The following is an 18,098-nucleotide window of genomic DNA, read 5'->3' on the forward strand; positions in this document are numbered from 1 at the left end:
GCCATTACATGAAGCGCCTGATGACCATCGACACGCTGTTCGGCCATGCCGACCACCACCAGCGCCGGTTTGCCGCCTTAAGCGACTAATCGGGGCGACTGATACCGGCGCATACGCTGGTGCATTTTTCTGCGAGGGCCGGCCGGAAGGATGCTTCCGGCCGGCCTTTGTCGTTCTGGGGGCCGCTAAGCGGTTGATCCTGCGGGCCGGTCGATTGCCGGCGCCGGCCGGTTGCGGACCAGGTCAAGCCAGTTCGATCCAGTTGAGAGCCAGTTCGATCCCGTTCGATGCCAGTTCGATCCCGTTGGATGCCAGTTGGATCCCGTTGCGGCCGGTTCGATCCCGTTACGGCGGCACCGTCGCAATTTCCGATTCACGATGGGCAAGAACAGCGGTCTGGATATAGGATTTGCAGCGCCGGATTAAAGTGCCATCGTGAGGACGGGAGGATAATGCCATGACCGACACGGTGACTGTCGTCCGCGACATGCAGGAGTATTTCCGCGCCGAACTGGCGCGCAAATACCGATCCACCGCCGGCAGCCAGGAACAGGCCGATCAGGCCCTGGTCGATGCGCTGTTCGCCGCTTTGCAGCGTGATGGCTATGTGATCCTGCCGCAGCTGTTTTCCGATGAGGATGTCGAGGCGATCCGCGCCGAGCTGACGCCGTTATTCGGCGACCATCTGGGCCGCAACAACTTCGAGGGCTTTGGCACCCAGCGGCTCTATGCCGTGATCGAAAAAACCTTCATCTGCAATCCGCTGGTCGAGCATCCGCTCATTCTCGCTCTGCTCGACCGCGTGCTGGAGCCGAACTACCTGCTGTCGCAGCTGCAGGCGATCAACATCCTGCCGGGCGAGGCGGCGCAGCCGCTGCATCATGACGATGCCTTCTATCCCTGGCCACGGCCACGGCCGGCTTTGGGCGCGGCCACCATCATGGCGATCGACGATTTCACGCCTGAGAACGGCGCCACGGTTGTGCTGCCAGGCAGCCACCTGTGGCCCGACCGCGCGCCCGATGACGCCGACCTGGCGCGCGCCATCCCGGCGGTGATGCCGAAAGGCTCGGTGCTGCTGTTCCTCGGCACGCTGTGGCATGGCGGCGGCGCGAATATCTCATCGGCCGGCCGGCTCTGCGTCACGGCACAGTATTGCGCGCCCTGGTGCCGCCAGCAGGAGAATTTCAGTCTGTCGGTGTCGCGCGAACGGGTGAAGCAATGCAGCGAGCATATCCGCCGCATGCTGGGCTACAGCATCCATCCGCCCTTCATGGGTTTCGTGAACGGCCTGCATCCCAAGCGGTTGCTGGAGGATTAATTGTCGATATTCATCTTGAATACGATAGTAGTCGGACGCGTTTTATTAGCTTGAAGTGACTGTTCCAAGCCGTCACAGAAATTCCAGAAGAATATTCTTGAATGTAAACTTCCCTTATAGAAAATCTCTTTGCTAATGAATTAAGAACCGGGGGGACGCATGCCAGCGCTCAAAACGTATGATCTATTTGTCAGCCACGCTTGGCGTTACAACGACGATTATTATCGACTGGTAAAGCTTTTAGAGGACGCGAGCAATTTTTATATGAGAAATTACAGCGTTCCGAAGCATGACCCTGCCATAGACCCAAATACACAAGCAGGAAAAGCAAGGCTGAAGGCTGCACTTGAGGCTCAAATTCGTCCAGTGAATTGCGTGTTGATCCTCGCTGGGATGTATCGCTGGATGCTAGCAACAATGAGTGTTGCTTCGTTTTTTTTAAATGACACTGAGAATGCTCAAAAATATGAGGACGAATTTCTGGAATTGGCAGCAGCTTGGGAGCGTGTCACCTTTCTAAACAACAAAAAGCTCTTTCTGGGTTAAGTTGGCATTGCATGTCCGCCGCATGCTGGGCTACAGCATCCATCCACCCTTCATGGGTTTCGTGAACGGCCTGCATCCCAAACGGCTGCTGGAGGACTGACCTGCAGGCTGTTAAGTACCTATCCCTGCCGCGGCAAGGTCACGGTCACCAGCAGGCCGTTCGTATCCGGTGCGGACGAGAGCGCGATATCGCCGTCATGGGTCAGAATGATGTCCTGGGCGATGGTCAGGCCCAGGCCGGTGCCGCCGGTGTCGCGATTACGCGATGATTCCAGCCGCATGAATGGCCGGAAAGCATTCTCATATTGATCGGGGGGGATGCCCGGGCCATCGTCGCGGACGGTGATGACGAAAGCGTCCGGAGTTTCCTGCAGGCGCACCCAGACATGGTTGCCGAATTTGCAACCGTTGTCGATCAGGTTGGCAAAAGCGCGCCGCATGGCGACAGGCCGGTAGACCAGCCGGGCGTGATCCGGCCCCTCGTAGACGACCATGCAGCCCGCATCGGCGGCGGTATCGCACAGGCTGATCAGCATGGCGGCCAGGTCGCTGGGACTGCGGGGTTCGTCCTTCAACTGAGTGCTGGCGAAGGTCAGCGTGGTGCTCACCATCGCCTCCATCTCTGCGATATCGGACATCACCTGCCGGCGCTGATCCGGGTCGGGAAGATATTCCGCAAACAGGCGAAGGCGGGTGAGCGGTGTGCGCAGGTCATGACTGATCGCCGCGATCATCTGCAGCCTGTCGTCCACAAAGCGCTTCAGCCGCACCTGCATGGCATTGAATGAATTGCCGATGGCCTGAAGTTCCGGCGCATTGAAGCTGCCGACCAGCCGTGGTTCGCGGTCGCGACCCAGCTTCTCGGCGGCTTCCGCCAGGTCGTCCAGCGGTTTGACAATGCCACGCGCCACCCAGACCGACAGCAGGCCGACCAGCACCACGGCGAACAGCGGCAGTGCCGCATTGCGGATCATGCGCACGGCTTCCTGGCCGTCACTTTTCGGCGTCACCAGCAGCCACTCCTCAAGCCCGATGCGAAACGCAATGCGCAGGTCACTGGTCAGCATGTTGACGCGCCTGTCATCGAACACGTCCATGATAACCGTCGGCAGCGGCGGCAGGATGATGACCAGCGGGCGTGGGGAATATTCGGGATCGTCCGGATCGTCCGCCATCAGAAGCACATCCTGCGGCGCCAGGCCGAGCCGGTCAGCGATCTGCCGGTGGATGTCGGCGAATCCGCCTTTGCGCCCGGTATGGTGGAAATCCGGCGGCCCGCTCAGCGGCGTTATATCCAGCCATTGCCGCGCTGGCAGATCGCGCAACAATGCCGGCCGTTCGGCAGCCGGCACCGTGATGCTGCGGTCATGGAACTCCTGCAGTGTGTCCAGCAGCCAGTCGCGATCGAAGAACATGACTTCGGGCGGGCGGATCAGCAGCGGCATCGCCTTGTCCACGGCCTTAACAGCCAGCAGGCCGCCGACAATGACCAGTGCGATGCGCGGCGCCAGCCGCAAGCGCGACCAGAGTGGAATGATCATGCGGCGGCATCCTCGACCGGTGTTACCGCTGCCGTGAAGAAATAGCCTTCGTTGCGGATGGTTTTAATGAAGACCGGATCCTGGGGGTCGGCCTCGATCTTGCGGCGCAGGCGGCTGATCTGCACATCGATGCTGCGGTCATAGGCCTGGTTGGCACGGCCATGGGCAAGATCGAGAAGCTGGTCCCGCGACAGCACGCGTTGCGGATGCTCCAGGAAGGCCAGCAGCAGATCGAACTCGCCGCTGGTCAGTTCGGTCAGGGTCTTGTCGGGCGAGGTCAGCGTCCGCCGGCTGGCATTGAGTTGCCATCCACCGAACTCATAGCATGCCATTGCCCGCTTGGCATTGATGCTGCTGGCCCCCAGACGCCGGGTGACGGCGCGGATGCGCGCCAGCAGCTCGCGCGGGTTGAACGGCTTGACGACATAATCATCCGCGCCGATCTCAAGGCCAATGATGCGATCGGTATCGCCCGTCATCGCCGTCAGCAGGATGATCGGAACAGGGCTTTGCGCGCGCATGCGGCGGCAGAGCGACAGGCCATCTTCGCCGGGCATCATGATGTCGAGCACGATCACGTCGATCCGGTTGTCCTCGCAGATGGCAAACATCTGCCGGCCGTTGCTGGCCTGGCTGACCCGCAGGCCGTGATCGGCGAGAAAGCGTGCCAGCATGGCGCGGATGCGATGGTCGTCATCCACGATCAGCACGTGAATGTTGGCGGGGGCGGTCAAAGCGGGTCTCCGTTCATGGCGATTATATATACCAGCATCCGGGCGCCTGCCCCGAGTCTGCAACAATCTGAAATATATCGACACAGGGGCGACATGAAGCAGACCGGCAGGCCATGTAGGGTGGCGGCGTTTCTCCCCCTGACTCAATGAAAAATGAGCGATCCCAACATGAAAGAATTTTATTCTCTTACAGTTCTCCGGACTTTTGCCATCGCGGCGGGCATTGTTCTGGCCCTGCCGGCTGCGACCCTGGCCCAGCAGCCGGCCGCCAAATCCGCGGCAGCCCCGCAGAGCCCGGCGGATGGCAAGAAGGATTGGGATATCCGGCTTGGGGCGGGCGCGTTTTTCCAACCAGATTATGAGGGCAGTGACGATTACGAAGTGGCGCCGCTGCCGCTGGTCTCGATCAGCTACAAGGATCTGGTGTTCCTGCGTGGCCCGTCGCTGGGCGTCAACGCCTTCACATGGCAGGGGCCGCGCCCGACCGACAAGCTGCAGGTCGGCCCGCTGATACGCTACCAGATGGGCCGCGACCAGGACGACAGCGACGATCTGCGCGGCATGGGCAACATCGATTCCGGCGCGGAGCTTGGCCTGTTCCTGAATTACAGCACCGGACCCTGGTCGGCGGGTGTGACGGTATTCCAGGATGTCAGCGGCGCCCATGACGGACTGACGGCAAAATTCGCCGGCGGTTATCGCCACAGCTTTGGGCCCAAGCTGCGCGCGCGGGCCGAGCTTTCAACCACCTGGGCCAACGACGATTACACCGAAACCTTCTTCGGCGTGAGTGCGCTGCAGGCCCAGCGCAGCGGCATGCGCCGGTATCAGGCCGAAGGCGGGGTCAAGGATGTCGGCCTGACCTTCGACCTGGATTACAGCCTGACGGAGCATTGGGGGCTGACCGGGCGGCTGGGTTACAAGCGCCTGCTGGGCGATGCGGCTGACAGCCCGCTGGTGGAAGACCGTGGCTCACCGGATCAGCTGATGACCGGTTTGTTCCTCAGTTATAAATTCTGAGGCCGTTATGCTGGCCGGGTTGTGGTACTCGGTGAACTGGGGCCTCGTGCTGGCCGGCCTGATCGCGGGCGTGGCGGCATCGGTCCTCGGTGGGCGTCCATCGCTTGTCTGGCGTGGCGTCAGCCTTTCCGCCATCGGGTTGTACCTTGGGATCTGCGCCGCCATCTTGTTGGAAGCGATCCGGCTGGGGCACGGGCTGGCTGCGGCAGGCCTGCAATTAGTGGTCGGGCTGGCCATTCTGGGCGTCAGCATCGGCCGTCTGCATTTGATCGGTATTGCGATCTATTCGGCTGGCGGCGCCGCTTCGGCGCTTATGCGCGCCGTTTCCGACGATCCGCTGTCGGCTCAGGATCCGTCGTTCGTGGTGCTTGATATCGCCGCTGCGGGATTCCTGATCATACTGGGCCGCTTTGTCGCTGCAGAATGGCGTCGCCTGACGGCAGCCATGTGCTTCGTCCAGGCGAAAGACGGCGGCAATGCTTCGCGGCCGGCGCGCGGCAATATTGCGGCATAGAAAAAGCCCGGCGGAATGACATCCGCCGGGCTTTTTGAAATCCGGACCTTCGTGAAGATCAGGCGGCGTTGACCGCTTTGACCGCCTCGACGGCGCTCTCCGGATTCCAGTTCGTGTAGGCCGCCGCGCAATGCTGGGCGCAGTAGGGCTTGCCCGGCAGCGCGACGTGGCTGCAGAAATCGAACTCGGCGCTTTTCGGGTCGCCGATCGGCCATTTGCAGCGCGGACCGGTGCTGGGCGTCAGCGCCGCCAGCATCGCCGGCGTCAGCTGCTGGCCCTGGCTGCCGCCATTGCCGGTGGCCGGGCCACTGCCTTCGGAACCTTCGGCCGCCGGGGCCCGTTCCGCCCTCGGCTGGGCCGGGGCACGCGGGGCCGCCGGCGCCGCGTGCCCGGGTGGACCGGCATGCCCGGCCGCGGGTCGCGGCTGGGCCGGCTTTTCGCTGCGCATGATCGGCGAGGCTCGCTTGGCCAAGCCAATGCGGTGGGCCTTGCCGACCACGGCGTTGCGGGTCATCCCCAGCGCCTTGCCGATCTGGGTGATCGACTGGCCGGATTCCCACAATTGAACCAGAAGTTTAACCTTCTCGTCCGTCCATACCATATGTAGCCCCCGTTCTTGGACTTAGACGCTAGATGCAGTAAGGCGAGAATCCGGGTTCCGGTCAATCAGACTCTGGCCTTATCCACAAGAATCTGGTCGGCTGAGCTAAAATAACCCTTCGGCAATAGGGGGCGAATCGGAGTTATCCCCAGATGAACGGCTTTCCGGACCCAGGTTATCCCTGGCAGGCACATCTGCCCGACCCACGCGAGCTTCGTGCCACCTATGCCCGTGACGGCTACGCGGTGGTGCGCGGGCTGTTCGGACCGGGCGAGGTGGCGGCCATCGCTGCCCGCTTTGATGATCTGTATAAGGATGGACTGAAGCTTGGCCGCAGTTTCCGCCATGGCAACCTGCTGTTCCGCCTCGGCCAGGACCCGGCCCTGGGCAAGATCCTGCGCATGGTGCAATGGCCGTCCTGGCGCGACCCGCTGCTGGATGCGGTGCGGCTCGATACCCGCTTCGCCACCCTGCTCGGGCCCCTGATCGGGGCCGACCTGAAGCAGATCATCAACCAGATGCACTGGAAGCCGCCCGGCGCCACGAAGGTGGAATTCGCCTATCACCAGGACAGCCGCTTCCGCCGGCCGGCCAGCGCCTTCCGCGACCTGGCCCAGTCCTATGTGCAGACCGGCATCGCCATCGACGCGCATACCAAGGCCAGCGGGGCGATGAAGGTGATCCCCGGCAGCCACCTGCGCGGCGACCTCGGCCTGGGCGGCGACGGCCCGATCCTGCACCAGAGCATGCAGGATGAAGCCCTGCAGGCCGCCGGCCTGGATCCGGGCGATGCCATCGATCTGCTGCTCGAACCAGGCGATGTCGCGCTGTGGTCGCCCTATCTGGTGCATGGCTCAGGCGCGAATGTCTCAAGGCACGACCGTCGCCTGTATATCAACGGCTATGTCACGGCGCGGCATTGCGACCGTGGCGAATGGGCGTTCCGCGATGGCCGGCCGGTCCCGCTTGGACCACAGCCGTCGCTGGTGCATTACGAAGGCCTGCACGAGAATCCCGGGCCGCATTTCCTGGAGGATTGATGCAGCGTCCCCGGCATGTCAGGCTGCCCGCATGACCCATCCGAGCGGTAGCTTCTCTTTTGATCTGGTCGTGTTCGGCGCCACCGGCGACCTTTCGCTGCGCAAACTCGTACCGGCGCTCTATCACCGCGACGTTGCCGGCCAGCTCAATGCCGATGTGCGGCTGTTCGCGGTGGCGCGCGGCCCGATGACGGATGAGGAATTCCGCAATCTGGCGCAGGCGGCGCTGAACCGCCATCTCGACTCCGCCGATTACGACGAGGCGGCGGTGGAGCGTTTCGTCGCCCGGTTCCGGTATCTGAGCCTCGATGCCGATGCGGCCGAGGATTATGCCGCGCTGGCCCGGGCCATGGACGGCGCCTCCGATCGCGTCGTTGTCTATTACCTCGCCATGGCGCCCCGTTTCTTCGGCAGCATCTGCGGCCATCTGGCGGCAAGCGGGCTGAACCGGCCGCAGGCCCGCGTGGTGCTGGAAAAACCCATCGGCCACGATCTGGCCTCGGCGCAGGCGATCAATTCCGCCGTTGCCGCCGCCTTCCCGGAAGAGCGCGTCTTCCGCATCGATCATTACCTGGGCAAGGAGACGGTGCAGAACCTGATGGCGCTGCGCTTTGCCAATGCGCTGTTCGAGCCGGTCTGGCATCGTGGCGTGGTCGACCATGTGCAGGTGACGGTGGCCGAGAAGATCGGCGTCGAGGGCCGCGCCGGCTATTACGACCATGCCGGCGCATTGCGCGACATGGTGCAGAACCACCTGCTGCAGCTGCTCTGCCTGGTGGCGATGGAGGCGCCGAACGCCTTTGCCGCCGATGCGGTGCGCGACGAGAAGATGAAGGTGCTGCAGGCCCTGCGGCCGATCGGCGAGCGCTTCGTCACGGAAAAAACCGTGCGTGGCCAGTATGGCGCCGGCGCGGTGGATGGTGGTGCGGTGCCTGCCTATACCGACGAGGTGGAGCAGGCCGGCAGCGGCACCGAGACCTTCGTGGTTGTGAAGGCCGAGGTCGACAACTGGCGCTGGGCCGGCGTGCCGTTTTATCTGCGCACCGGCAAGCGGCTGCCGGCGCGGCGCTCGGAAATCGTCGTGCAGTTCCGTCCGGTGCCGCATCTGATCTTTGACGGTGCCGGCCGCGACGTGGTGGCCAACCGGCTGGTGATCCGCCTGCAGCCTGACGAAGGCATCGCCCTGCACATGATGACCAAGGTGCCTGGCCCGGGGGGCATGCGGCTGCGCCAGGCGCCGCTCAACCTGAGCTTCGCCGACACCTTCCATGGCCGTCAGCCCGACGCCTACGAGCGGTTGCTGATGGATGTGGTGCGCGGCAATCCGATGCTGTTCATGCGCAGCGACGAGGTCGAAGCCGCCTGGCGCTGGATCGAGCCGATCCTGGCCGGCTGGCAGGCCAGTGGCGAGACACCAAAAGGATACACCGCCGGCAGCTGGGGGCCATCGGCCGCCATCGGGCTGATCGAGCGCGACGGCCGCACCTGGCATGAGGATATGCGGTGAGGACAGCCTTGCTGGAGACCCTGCGCGAGCGGGTCGGGCCGCATGTCAGCGCCGCCGACGATCCATCCGGCCGCGTGCGCCTGCAGACCCTGGTGCTGCTGCGCTGGATCGCCATCACCGGCCAGCTGCTCGCCATCCTGTTCGTGCATTTCGGGCTGAACTTCCGCCTGCCGCTGCTGCCGGCCCTGGCCATTGTCGGCGTCTCGGCTTTGCTCAACATCGTGTTGTTCGTGGTCTACCCGACGGCGAAGCGCCTGAGTGAGATCGGCGCCGCCGGCTATCTGGCTTTCGACCTGCTGCAGCTTGGCCTGCTGCTGTTCCTGACCGGCGGCATCGACAATCCCTTCGCCTTGCTGATCCTGGTGCCGGTCACCGTCTCGGCCACCATTCTCACGCTGCGGTCCACCGTGATCCTTGGCCTGGTCGCCTTCGTGCTGGCGGTGCTGCTGACGCTGTATCACCTGCCGCTGCCCTGGAGCGACCAGGAGGCAGTGGCCATGCCGGCGCTGTATCGCTGGGGCAACCTGATGGCGCTGGTGCTCGGCACATTGTTCATCGCCGCCTATGCCTGGCAGGTCGCCGAGGAAGCCCGCCGCATGTCGGATGCGCTGGCCGCCACGCAGCTGGCATTGGCGCAGGAGCAGCAGGTCTCCGCGCTGGGCGGCCTGGCGGCGGCGGCGGCGCATGAACTGGGCTCGCCGCTCGGCACCATCGCCGTGGTGGTGAAGGAACTGGGCCGCGACACCCCGGCCGACAACCCGATCGCCGAGGACCTGGCGCTGCTGCAGAGCCAGGTGGAACGCTGTCGCGAGATCCTGGCGCGGCTGTCGCGCCGGCCATCGGCCAATGCCGATACCGAGGCGTTTTCCGATCTGGGCATCGCCAACCTGATCGAGACGGCGGCGCAGCCCTGGCGCCGCGCCAATATCGATTTCGCCGTGGAGCTGAAAGGCAGCGGAACGGCGCCGAACCTGCCGCGCCGGCCCGAGATCATCCATGGCCTCAGCAACCTGCTGCAGAATGCGATGGAATTCGCCCGCAGCCGGGTGACGGTGGAGGTTGACTGGGACGAGCGGCAGATCCGCCTGCTGATCCTGGATGACGGCCCGGGCCTGAATGTCGATATCCTGTCGGCGCTGGGCGAGCCCTATGTGACCAGCCGGCCCGACAGCGGCGGCATGGGGCTTGGCGTATTCATCGCGATGAACCTGCTGCGGCGCAGCGGGGCAAGCGTGGCCTTCGCCAACCGGTCCGGCGGCGGGACCCGGGTGGCAGTGAGCTGGCCGCGCCCGGCGGCCAAGTAGGCCGGGGCCGGGGGACTGCGGCAAAATAGCGCCCGGCCGCACGAATGCCGTCACGCGGGCTTCGGACCGGGCGGTGAGGGGTTGCGCCAAACCGTGCCTCGGGTACATTCTGGCCGCAATGACCGACATGACCCTCCTCATCGTTGATGACGACGAACCGTTGCGCATGCGTTTGGCGCGCGCGATGGAAAAGCGTGGTTACCAGGTGCAGACCGCCGAATCGGTTTCCGTCGGCATCCAGCTCGCCCGCGCCAAGCCGCCGGCCTATGCCGTGGTCGACCTGAAACTGGGCGACGGCAACGGCCTCGACGTGGTCAGTGCGATCCGCAGCGTCCGCCAGGATGCCCGCGTGGTGATGCTCACCGGCTATGGCAACATCGCCACCGCCGTGGCCGCCGTGAAGGCCGGCGCCGTCGATTACCTGCCCAAGCCGGCCGATGCCGATGATGTCGATCGCGCGCTGCGCGCCGGCAACGCCTCCCATCCGGCGCCGCCCGACGAGCCGATGTCGGCCGAGCGCGTGCGGTGGGAGCATATCCAGCGCGTCTTCGAGCTGTGCGACCGCAATGTCTCGGAAACCGCACGGCGGCTGAAGATGCATCGCCGCACGCTGCAGCGCATCCTCGCCAAGCGGTCGCCGCAGTAAGCCATGCTGCTGCAGGAGGCCAGGCTGCCGCCGGGGCTCCGCGTCTATGCCATCGGCGATATCCATGGTCGGGCGGATCTGCTCGACAGGCTGCATGGCCTGATCGAGGCCGACCTGCAGGACAACAGCCCACAGCGCTGCGTGGTGGTCTATCTCGGCGATTATGTCGACCGCGGCCCGGATTCCCATGGCGTGATCGAGCGGCTGGCGCGGCACAAGCTGGCCGGGGTCGAAACCATCACCCTGCTCGGCAATCACGAAGCCATGATGCTGGAATTCCTCGATGCGCCCTATGGCGCCTCGCTGTGGCTAGCCAATGGCGGCGATGCCACCCTGGCCAGCTACAAGGTGCGCATCCCGGCGGCCTATGACGAATTGCTGCTGACCCAGCGCAGCCTGCGCGGCGCCCTGCCGCGCCATCACTGGCATTTCCTGGAGAAGCTGACCGTGCAGGCGCAGTTCGGCGATTACCTGTTCGTCCATGCCGGCATCAAGCCGGGCTTGCCGCTCGACCGCCAGAGCCGCGAGCAGATGATCTGGATCCGCGATGCCTTCCTCGATTCGGAAGTTGATCACGGCCTGGTGGTGGTGCATGGCCATACCATCGTGCATGAGGTGGAATGGCGGCCGAACCGCATCGGGGTTGATACCGGCGCCTATACCACCGGCCGGCTGACCGCCCTGGTGCTGGACGGGGCCGAGCGCCGCCTGCTGCAGACCTGACCGGCCCGTCTGATGGGCCCCTCCTGGCGGGTCCTGAAGCGGGGCGAGGGCTGGAATTCGGCCCGCCGGCGGTGTATCGAAGGCCATGTCCGAATTTCCCGCTGATCCGGCCGATTTCACCGGCGCCCGCGTCCTCGTCGTCGGCGACGTGATGCTCGACCGTTTCGTCTATGGCGGCGTCGAGCGCATCTCGCCCGAGGCGCCGATCCCGGTGATGCAGGCCGATCGCGAAATCGTCATGCCCGGCGGCGCCGGCAACGTGGCGCGCAATATCGCGGCCCTGGGCGCCAATGTGGTGCTGATCGGCTTGGTTGGCGACGATGGCGCCGCCGACGAGTTGAATGACGTGCTGACCCTGGAGCGCGGCATCGATGCCCGCCTGGTGGTCGACGAGGCGCGCCGCACCATCGAGAAGATCCGCTTCATCGGCAGTCGCCAGCAGCTCCTGCGCGTCGACCGCGAAAACCGCGCCGCCAGTTCCGAGATATCGATCGACACGCTGATCGAGGCCGCCAAGGAAGCGCTGGCCGGTTGTGGCGTGCTGGTGCTGTCGGACTATGCCAAGGGGGCGTTGCCCGACCGCGTGATCACCGCGTTGATCATTGCCGCCAAATCAGCCGGCAAGCCGGTGCTGGTCGATCCCAAGGGCAGCGACTATGCCCGCTATCGCGGTGCCTATCTGGTGACGCCGAATCGCCAGGAAGCCGCGCTGGCCAGTGGCGAAAGCTGCGCCGATGATGCCAGCGCGGTGAAGGCCGGCCGCAAGCTGGTGGAAAGCGCCGGCATCGCCAATGTGCTGGTCACGCGCGGCGCCGCCGGGATGACGCTGGTGCAGGCTGGCGATGCGCCGTTGCATCTGGCGGCCGAGGCGCGCGAGGTGTTTGACGTCTCGGGTGCCGGCGATACGGTGGTGGCCGTGATTGCCGCAGCATTGGCGATGAAGCGCCCGCTGCCGCTGGCGGCCCGGCTGGCCAATATCGCCGCCGGCATCGTGGTGGCCAAGGTCGGCACGGCGGTCGTGCATCCCGACGAATTGCGCCGGGCCCTGCATATGCCTGATCCGCACGGCATCGATGCCAAGGTGGTGTCGCGCCAGCAGGCGAAGGAACGCGTCGATGCCTGGCGCCTGCGCGGCGAACGCATCGGCTTCACCAATGGCTGCTTCGACCTGCTGCATGCCGGCCATCTGGCCCTACTGTCGGAGGCACGCGCCGGCTGCGACCGCCTGATCGTGGCGATCAATGCCGATGCTTCGGTGAAGAAGCTGAAGGGCGAGACGCGCCCGGTGCAGGATGAAAAACATCGCGCCCGGCTGCTGGCTGCGCTGGGGCTGGTCGATCTGGTGATCGTGTTTCCGGAAGACACGCCGACCCCGCTGCTCGAACTGCTCAAACCCGACCTGCTGATCAAGGGCGGCGATTACAGCACCGACCAGGTGGTTGGCGCCGATATCGTGCGGGCCTATGGCGGCGAGGTGCGCGTGTCGCAGCTGGTTGCCGGTCACAGCACGACGGCAACCATCCAGAAACTGCGGTCCTGAGCCAGGCCATGGCGACGCGGGATGTCGACGTCGCGATCCTCGGCGGCGGCATTGCCGGCCTCTGGCTGCTGGCGCGCCTGCAGACTGCCGGCTACAGCGCGCTGCTGCTGGAAAACAACGCGCTCGGTGCCGGCCAGACGCTGGCCTCGCAGGGCATCATCCATGGCGGCCTGAAATACGCCCTCGATCTCAAGCTCAATGCCGCCAGCGACGCGCTGGCCGACATGCCCGCGCGCTGGCGCGCCTGCCTGGCCGGCACGGGCGAAGTCGATCTGCGCGGCGTGCCGCTGGCTGCCGAACGGCATCTGTTCTGGGCGCGCAAGACGCTGGCCAGCCGCATCGCCGGCTTCTTCGGCAGCAAGCTGGTGCGCGGTCGCGTCGATGCGCTGGCGCCGGCCGACTGGCCTGCCGTGCTGCGCGACCCCGAGCATGTCGCCGCCGTCTACGCGCTGGATGAATGCGTGCTGGATGTGCCGGTGCTGCTGCAGGCGCTGGCGCGGCCGCGACAGGTTTCGATCAAGCGTATCCACGGCGATGTGCATGTTTCTCCCGCTGATGAAGGCGTGGTGATCGACTGCCATGATGGCTATGCGCAGTCGCGCCGCCTGCATGCCGGGGCGCTGGTTTCGACCGCCGGCGCCGGCAACGAAACCCTGCTGGCGCAGTTCGGCCTGCCGGCAGCGGCGGCCCAGCGCCGGCCGCTGCAGATGGTGCTGATCGACAAGGCGCCCGGGCCGCTCTGGGCGCATTGCTTCGATGCCAGCGACAAGCCGCGCGTCACCGTCACCACGCATAAACGCGCGGACGGCAGCCTGGTCTGGTATGTCGGCGGGCAATTGGCGGAAACCGGCGCCAGGCAAAGCGCAGGCGCCCTGATCACCGCGGCGAAAGCCGAATTCGCCGCTTTGCTGCCGGGCCAGGATTTTTCCGCCTGCCGCTATGCGACGCTTGCCATCGATCGCGCCGAAGGCGCGACGGACGATGGCCGCAAGCCCGATGGCCCCGTGCTGCGCCGCGCCGCGCCGAATTGCTGGCTGGCCTGGCCAACCAAGCTGGCGCTGGCGCCGCAGCTGGCCGATCAGGTATTGGCTGAATTGCCGCCGCCTTCGGGCCGCGCTGCTGATCTCTCGCACTGGCCGGCGCCGCAGATTGCCCCCGCGCCCTGGGACAGCATTGCCTGGGAGGTTGCGGCATGGAAATGAGGCCACTGGGAGCGACGGGCATCATCGTCAGCCTGCTGGGCCTGGGTACGGTGAAGATCGGGCGGAACGAAGGCGTGAAATATCCGCGCGGTTTCGACCTGCCCGATGACGCCAGCGTGATTGCCCTGCTGGAACAGGCCCGCGCGCTTGGTATTACCCTGATCGACACCGCGCCGGCCTATGGCAGCAGCGAGGAACGGCTGGGCCAGTTGCTGTCGAAGGTCGGCTCCGGCCGCGCTGACTGGGTGATCGCCACCAAGGCCGGGGAATGGTTCGAGGATGGCCAGTCGCGCTTTGACTTTTCCGCCCCCGCAATAATCGCCTCGGTTGAAACCAGCCTGCGTCGCCTGCGCACGGATCATCTTGATGTCGTGCTGCTGCATTCCGACGGCATCGACGAGGCGAGCGACCGCTTTTTGCCGGCGGCCGAGGCGCTGGAGGGGCTGAAGCGGCGCGGCCTGATCCGCGCCAGCGGCTTTTCCGGCAAGACGCCGGAGGGCAGCCGCCACATGCTGGCTTGCGTCGATGTGATGATGCTGACCTATAATCCCGGCTATACTGGCGACCTGCCGGTGATCGCCGAGGCCGCCGCCGCAGGCAAGGGCGTGCTGATCAAGAAGGCGCTGGCCAGCGGCCATGCCGCCGATCCCGCCCAGGCGCTGCGGGCGGCGGCGGCATTGCCCGGCGTGTCGAGCATCGTGGTCGGCACGGTGTCGCCGGCCAATCTGCGCGCCAATGCAGCTGCGCTGCAGGCTGAAGGAGAGGGAGAGGCGTGATGGAACAGCAAGACGCATCTGCCGCGGGGCATGCCCAGGAGAGCTCCCAAGAACGCTCCCAGGAACGCTCCTTGGCCGGCGAACAGGAATTCCTCGCCTTCGGCTGGGACGTCGTAACGCTGACCCTGCCCGGCCAGGCCGAAGATACGCCACCGCGCGCCGGGTTCCGCAAGGGTGATTTCGCCGTTTTGCCACAGGATGACGGCGCCTGGCTGGTTCTGGCCGTACCGGCCAATCTCGTACTGGGCGGTTTGCCCAGCGCGTCGGCCGTGCGGCGCTTCGTTGCCAAATGCGTCAGCTTCCCGGCACTGCCGAACGGCGCCATCATTGGCGCGGCGCGGCAGGCGATGCTGCAGGCGGTGGAGGAGGAGCTGGGTCTGGCGCGTCAGGCCGCGGATATGCTGGAAGCCAAGATCGAAGATCTGATGGGCAGCATCGACGATATCCGCGCCAAGGCAATCCTGTTCAGCAGCGACGACGACAAGGGCTGAGCCGGTGAGCGAGGCGGGCGAGCAGGAAATCCGCTTTGGCCGTGGCGCCACATTGCTGGAGCAGGGCGCGGATGGTGATTTCTGCTACCTGATCCTCTCCGGCCGCGTCGAGATATTCCGCATGGATGGCGATGCCAAGGTCCGGCTGGCCGAAGCCGGCGAGGGCGGCGTGGTGGGCGAGATGGCGCTGATCGACCCGGCGCCGCGCGCGGCCAGCGTGGTGGCGATCGAGCCGACGCTGTGCCGTCGCATCAATGCCGCCGTGCTGGATCGTGCGCTGGATGCCTCGCCGCCACTGGCGCGCTACCTCCTGCAGACCTTTATCCGCAATATCCGGTTTGCCGAGGGCGTTGCGGCGCCTGCGCCGACGATCACCATCAGCACCGGCGACATCATGGCGGCGACCATCCAGTCCGAGCATGGCCTGCGCATCCTCGATCGCAAGGTCTATGCCATCGGCGAGGCCATCTTCCGCACCGGCCAGCCTGGCTACAATGTGTATCTGGTGCAGAGCGGGCTGGTTGATCTGCTGCGCGAGGCGCCGGATGGCAGCCAGACGCGGCTGCGTTCCGTGGGGCCGGGCGAGGTATTCGGTGAACTAGCCTTGCTGACCGGCGAATCCCGGCGCGCCAGCGCCATCGCCTCGGAGGCCACCGTCTGCGAGATCATCTCGGCCAGCCATTTCAACGCCATGCTGAATGCCTGCCCGGCGATCGTGAAGGCGCTGATGCGGATTTATGCCGGGCTGATGCTGCGCGGCGCGGCGGCGGCACGGAACTAGCGCGAGGGCGGCTTGCGCAGCGGCACTTCCTGCAGCGAGCGGATATAGACGCCCACCACCTGCGGCCCCTGCAGCGAGCGGTTGATCTGGTGGACCAGCCGGCGTTTCAGGCCTTCCAGATCGTTGTCGTGAACGCGGCCATCCTTGCCGAGCGGCTCGCGGTTGAGCTCCATGATCACGGCGTTGTAGACCCGTGGCATCACGGCATCGACCTTGCGGGCGGTTTCGACATCGCCGCAATCGACGCTCAGCGTCATGATAATCTGCGATCCCGGCGGTCCGGCGACCGGCGCGGTGACCGCATCGATGATCAGCACCGGGTTGTTGACCGGCGGCTTCTCGATCGGTGTGTCGGATTTCTTCTTTTTTTCCTTTTCCTGGGCCAGAACGGCCGGCGCAATCAGGCCGGCAGGCAGCAGGAGTCCCAGCGCCAGCAACAGCTGGCGGCGGTGATACGAGTTAGTGGCGTTCCCGTGTGGCATGGAAGCGAATCTTATCCCATTTCTTCTCGATATAGGAAAGTTCCCAGGCGTTGCGGGCCATGAAAACCGGGGCGCCTTCGCGATCATCGGCGATGGTGCCGCGATTCTGCTCGACGAATTCGTCCAGGTCCTTTGGATTTTCCGCCGAAACCCAACGCGCCGTCTCATAGGGCGCCTGCTCGAAGCCGACCTCCAGATTGTATTCCTCGGCCAGCCGGGCGGCCAGCACGTCGAGCTGCAGCGGACCGACCAGGCCGACGATCCAGTCGGCGCCGATGCGTGGCCGGAATACCTGCGTCACGCCCTCCTCGGCCAGGTCCTCCAGGGCGCGCTGCAGGTGCTTGGCCTTCATCGGGTCTGACAGGCGCACGCGGCGCAGGATTTCCGGGGCGAAGTTGGGAATGCCGGTGAAGCGCAGGTCCTCGCCTTCGGTCAGCGTGTCGCCGACGCGCAGCACGCCGTGATTGGGGATGCCAATGATGTCGCCCGGCCAGGCCTCGTCGGCCAGCGAACGGTCCTGGGCGAAGAACAGCGTCGGATTGCTCACCGTGATCGGCTTGCCGGTGCTGACCTGCTTCAGCTTCATGCCGCGCTTGAAATGGCCGGAGCACAGTCGCAGGAAGGCGACGCGGTCGCGATGGTTCTTGTCCATGTTGGCCTGGACCTTGAACACGAAACCGGTCACGGCCTTCTCGGTCGGCTCGATCACGCGTTTGTCGCTCGGCTGCGGCCGTGGCGGCGGCGCGAATTCGCCCAGGCCCTTCAGCAGCTCGTCGACGCCGAAATTCTTCAGCGCCGAGCCGAAATAGACTGGCGTCATATGGCCCTGGCGATAGGTTTCGATATCGAAAGGCGGGCAGGCGCCCTCGATCAGCGCGATGTCTTCTTTCAGCTTGGCGAGTTGGGCTGCCGGGATCAGCTCGGCGGCGCGTGGATCGTCCAGGCCCTTCTCCAGGATGATGACTTCCGGCTCCAGATTCTTGTTTTCCTTGCCGACCAGCAGCAGCCGCTTGCCGAACAGGTCGTAGCAGCCGCGAAAATCGTAACCCATGCCAACCGGCCAGTTCGCCGGCACGCATTCCAGCGCCAGCGTAGAGGCGACTTCATCCAGCAGCGCAAACGGGTCCTGTGCCTCGCGATCGATCTTGTTGACGAAGGTGGCAATCGGCACGTCGCGCAGGCGGCAGACTTCGAACAGCTTGCGCGTCTGCGTCTCGATGCCCTTGGCGGCGTCCAGCACCATCACGGCGGAATCCACCGCGGTCAGCGTACGATAGGTATCCTCGCTGAAATCCTCGTGGCCCGGCGTGTCGAGCAGATTGAAGGTCC

General features: G+C 65.1%; 19 protein-coding genes. 14 read left to right on the forward strand and 5 right to left on the reverse strand.

Going from position 1 to position 18,098, the window contains the following annotated elements; genetic code table 11:
- Nucleotides 1-457: 457 nt before the first annotated feature.
- Both Q1J79_RS18065 and Q1J79_RS18070 read left to right on the forward strand, forming a co-directional pair.
- Nucleotides 458-1,321, forward strand: coding sequence for a phytanoyl-CoA dioxygenase family protein (locus tag Q1J79_RS18065; RefSeq protein ID WP_300303127.1), 864 nt, complete (start codon nt 458-460; stop codon nt 1,319-1,321).
- 159 nt (nt 1,322-1,480) lie between these two features.
- Nucleotides 1,481-1,867: a TIR domain-containing protein gene (locus Q1J79_RS18070; protein ID WP_300303128.1), complete on the forward strand. Its 387-nt coding sequence runs from the start codon at nt 1,481-1,483 to the stop codon at nt 1,865-1,867.
- 119 nt (nt 1,868-1,986) lie between these two features.
- Here the strand turns inward: Q1J79_RS18070 and Q1J79_RS18075 are convergent, their stop codons facing one another.
- Together Q1J79_RS18075 and Q1J79_RS18080 are read right to left on the reverse strand one after the other, a co-directional pair.
- A complete protein-coding gene (locus Q1J79_RS18075) occupies nt 1,987-3,408 on the reverse strand; it encodes an ATP-binding protein (protein WP_300303130.1) in 1,422 nt (473 codons plus the stop codon).
- Complete coding sequence (locus Q1J79_RS18080; protein WP_300303132.1) at nt 3,405-4,142, reverse strand: response regulator; 738 nt, start codon at nt 4,140-4,142, stop codon at nt 3,405-3,407. Before Q1J79_RS18080 ends, Q1J79_RS18075 begins: the two co-directional genes overlap by 4 nt.
- A 168-nt stretch (nt 4,143-4,310) precedes the next feature.
- On the opposite strand from Q1J79_RS18080, the gene Q1J79_RS18085 reads away from it, so the two are divergent.
- Both Q1J79_RS18085 and Q1J79_RS18090 read left to right on the forward strand, forming a co-directional pair.
- Nucleotides 4,311-5,162, forward strand: coding sequence for a MipA/OmpV family protein (locus Q1J79_RS18085; RefSeq protein ID WP_300303134.1), 852 nt, complete (start codon nt 4,311-4,313; stop codon nt 5,160-5,162).
- 7 nt (nt 5,163-5,169) lie between these two features.
- Nucleotides 5,170-5,676, forward strand: coding sequence for a hypothetical protein (locus Q1J79_RS18090; protein WP_300303136.1), 507 nt, complete (start codon nt 5,170-5,172; stop codon nt 5,674-5,676).
- Between the two features lie 58 nt (nt 5,677-5,734).
- On the opposite strand, the gene Q1J79_RS18095 is transcribed toward Q1J79_RS18090, so the two are convergent.
- A complete protein-coding gene (locus tag Q1J79_RS18095; RefSeq protein WP_300303138.1) occupies nt 5,735-6,277 on the reverse strand; it encodes a GcrA family cell cycle regulator in 543 nt (180 codons plus the stop codon).
- Between the two features lie 152 nt (nt 6,278-6,429).
- Here Q1J79_RS18095 and Q1J79_RS18100 point away from each other — a divergent pair, with 152 nt between their 5' ends.
- The 10 genes from Q1J79_RS18100 to Q1J79_RS18145 all read left to right on the forward strand — a co-directional run bounded on the left by Q1J79_RS18100 (nt 6,430) and on the right by Q1J79_RS18145 (nt 16,287).
- Nucleotides 6,430-7,317, forward strand: coding sequence for a phytanoyl-CoA dioxygenase family protein (locus Q1J79_RS18100; RefSeq protein ID WP_300303140.1), 888 nt, complete (start codon nt 6,430-6,432; stop codon nt 7,315-7,317).
- A gap of 31 nt (nt 7,318-7,348) precedes the next feature.
- Entirely contained in the window at nt 7,349-8,824 is a 1,476-nt protein-coding gene (zwf, locus tag Q1J79_RS18105) for a glucose-6-phosphate dehydrogenase (RefSeq protein ID WP_300303142.1), read from the forward strand.
- Nucleotides 8,821-10,128, forward strand: a complete 1,308-nt coding sequence (locus Q1J79_RS18110; protein ID WP_300303144.1) for an ActS/PrrB/RegB family redox-sensitive histidine kinase — start codon at nt 8,821-8,823, stop codon at nt 10,126-10,128. The genes zwf and Q1J79_RS18110 overlap by 4 nt, the downstream gene beginning before the upstream one ends.
- A gap of 127 nt (nt 10,129-10,255) precedes the next feature.
- Nucleotides 10,256-10,774, forward strand: coding sequence for an ActR/PrrA/RegA family redox response regulator transcription factor (locus Q1J79_RS18115; RefSeq protein ID WP_367183014.1), 519 nt, complete (start codon nt 10,256-10,258; stop codon nt 10,772-10,774).
- A 3-nt stretch (nt 10,775-10,777) separates the two neighbouring features.
- Nucleotides 10,778-11,497 (forward strand): metallophosphoesterase family protein, encoded by a 720-nt coding sequence (locus tag Q1J79_RS18120; protein ID WP_300303148.1) that lies wholly within the window; start codon nt 10,778-10,780, stop codon nt 11,495-11,497.
- An 85-nt stretch (nt 11,498-11,582) separates the two neighbouring features.
- Nucleotides 11,583-13,037: a bifunctional D-glycero-beta-D-manno-heptose-7-phosphate kinase/D-glycero-beta-D-manno-heptose 1-phosphate adenylyltransferase HldE gene (hldE, locus tag Q1J79_RS18125; RefSeq protein ID WP_300303150.1), complete on the forward strand. Its 1,455-nt coding sequence runs from the start codon at nt 11,583-11,585 to the stop codon at nt 13,035-13,037.
- 8 nt (nt 13,038-13,045) lie between these two features.
- Nucleotides 13,046-14,239: an FAD-dependent oxidoreductase gene (locus Q1J79_RS18130; protein ID WP_300303152.1), complete on the forward strand. Its 1,194-nt coding sequence runs from the start codon at nt 13,046-13,048 to the stop codon at nt 14,237-14,239.
- Nucleotides 14,230-15,015, forward strand: coding sequence for an aldo/keto reductase (locus tag Q1J79_RS18135; protein ID WP_300303154.1), 786 nt, complete (start codon nt 14,230-14,232; stop codon nt 15,013-15,015). The genes Q1J79_RS18130 and Q1J79_RS18135 overlap by 10 nt, the downstream gene beginning before the upstream one ends.
- A 71-nt stretch (nt 15,016-15,086) precedes the next feature.
- Nucleotides 15,087-15,506 (forward strand): hypothetical protein, encoded by a 420-nt coding sequence (locus Q1J79_RS18140; protein ID WP_300303156.1) that lies wholly within the window; start codon nt 15,087-15,089, stop codon nt 15,504-15,506.
- Nucleotides 15,507-15,510: 4 nt separating this feature from the next.
- Nucleotides 15,511-16,287: a cyclic nucleotide-binding domain-containing protein gene (locus tag Q1J79_RS18145; protein WP_300303158.1), complete on the forward strand. Its 777-nt coding sequence runs from the start codon at nt 15,511-15,513 to the stop codon at nt 16,285-16,287.
- Here Q1J79_RS18145 and Q1J79_RS18150 read toward each other — a convergent pair.
- Entirely contained in the window at nt 16,284-16,769 is a 486-nt protein-coding gene (locus Q1J79_RS18150) for a hypothetical protein (RefSeq protein WP_300303160.1), read from the reverse strand. The two genes, Q1J79_RS18145 and Q1J79_RS18150, sit on opposite strands and share 4 nt — an antisense overlap.
- The coding region (locus Q1J79_RS18155; RefSeq protein ID WP_300303162.1) for a peptide chain release factor 3 at nt 16,747-18,098 on the reverse strand (1,352 nt) is incomplete at its 5' end. The genes Q1J79_RS18150 and Q1J79_RS18155, both read right to left, overlap by 23 nt.

It is taken from the genome of Ferrovibrio sp., assembly GCF_029255545.1.
Lineage (GTDB): Bacteria > Pseudomonadota > Alphaproteobacteria > Ferrovibrionales > Ferrovibrionaceae > Ferrovibrio.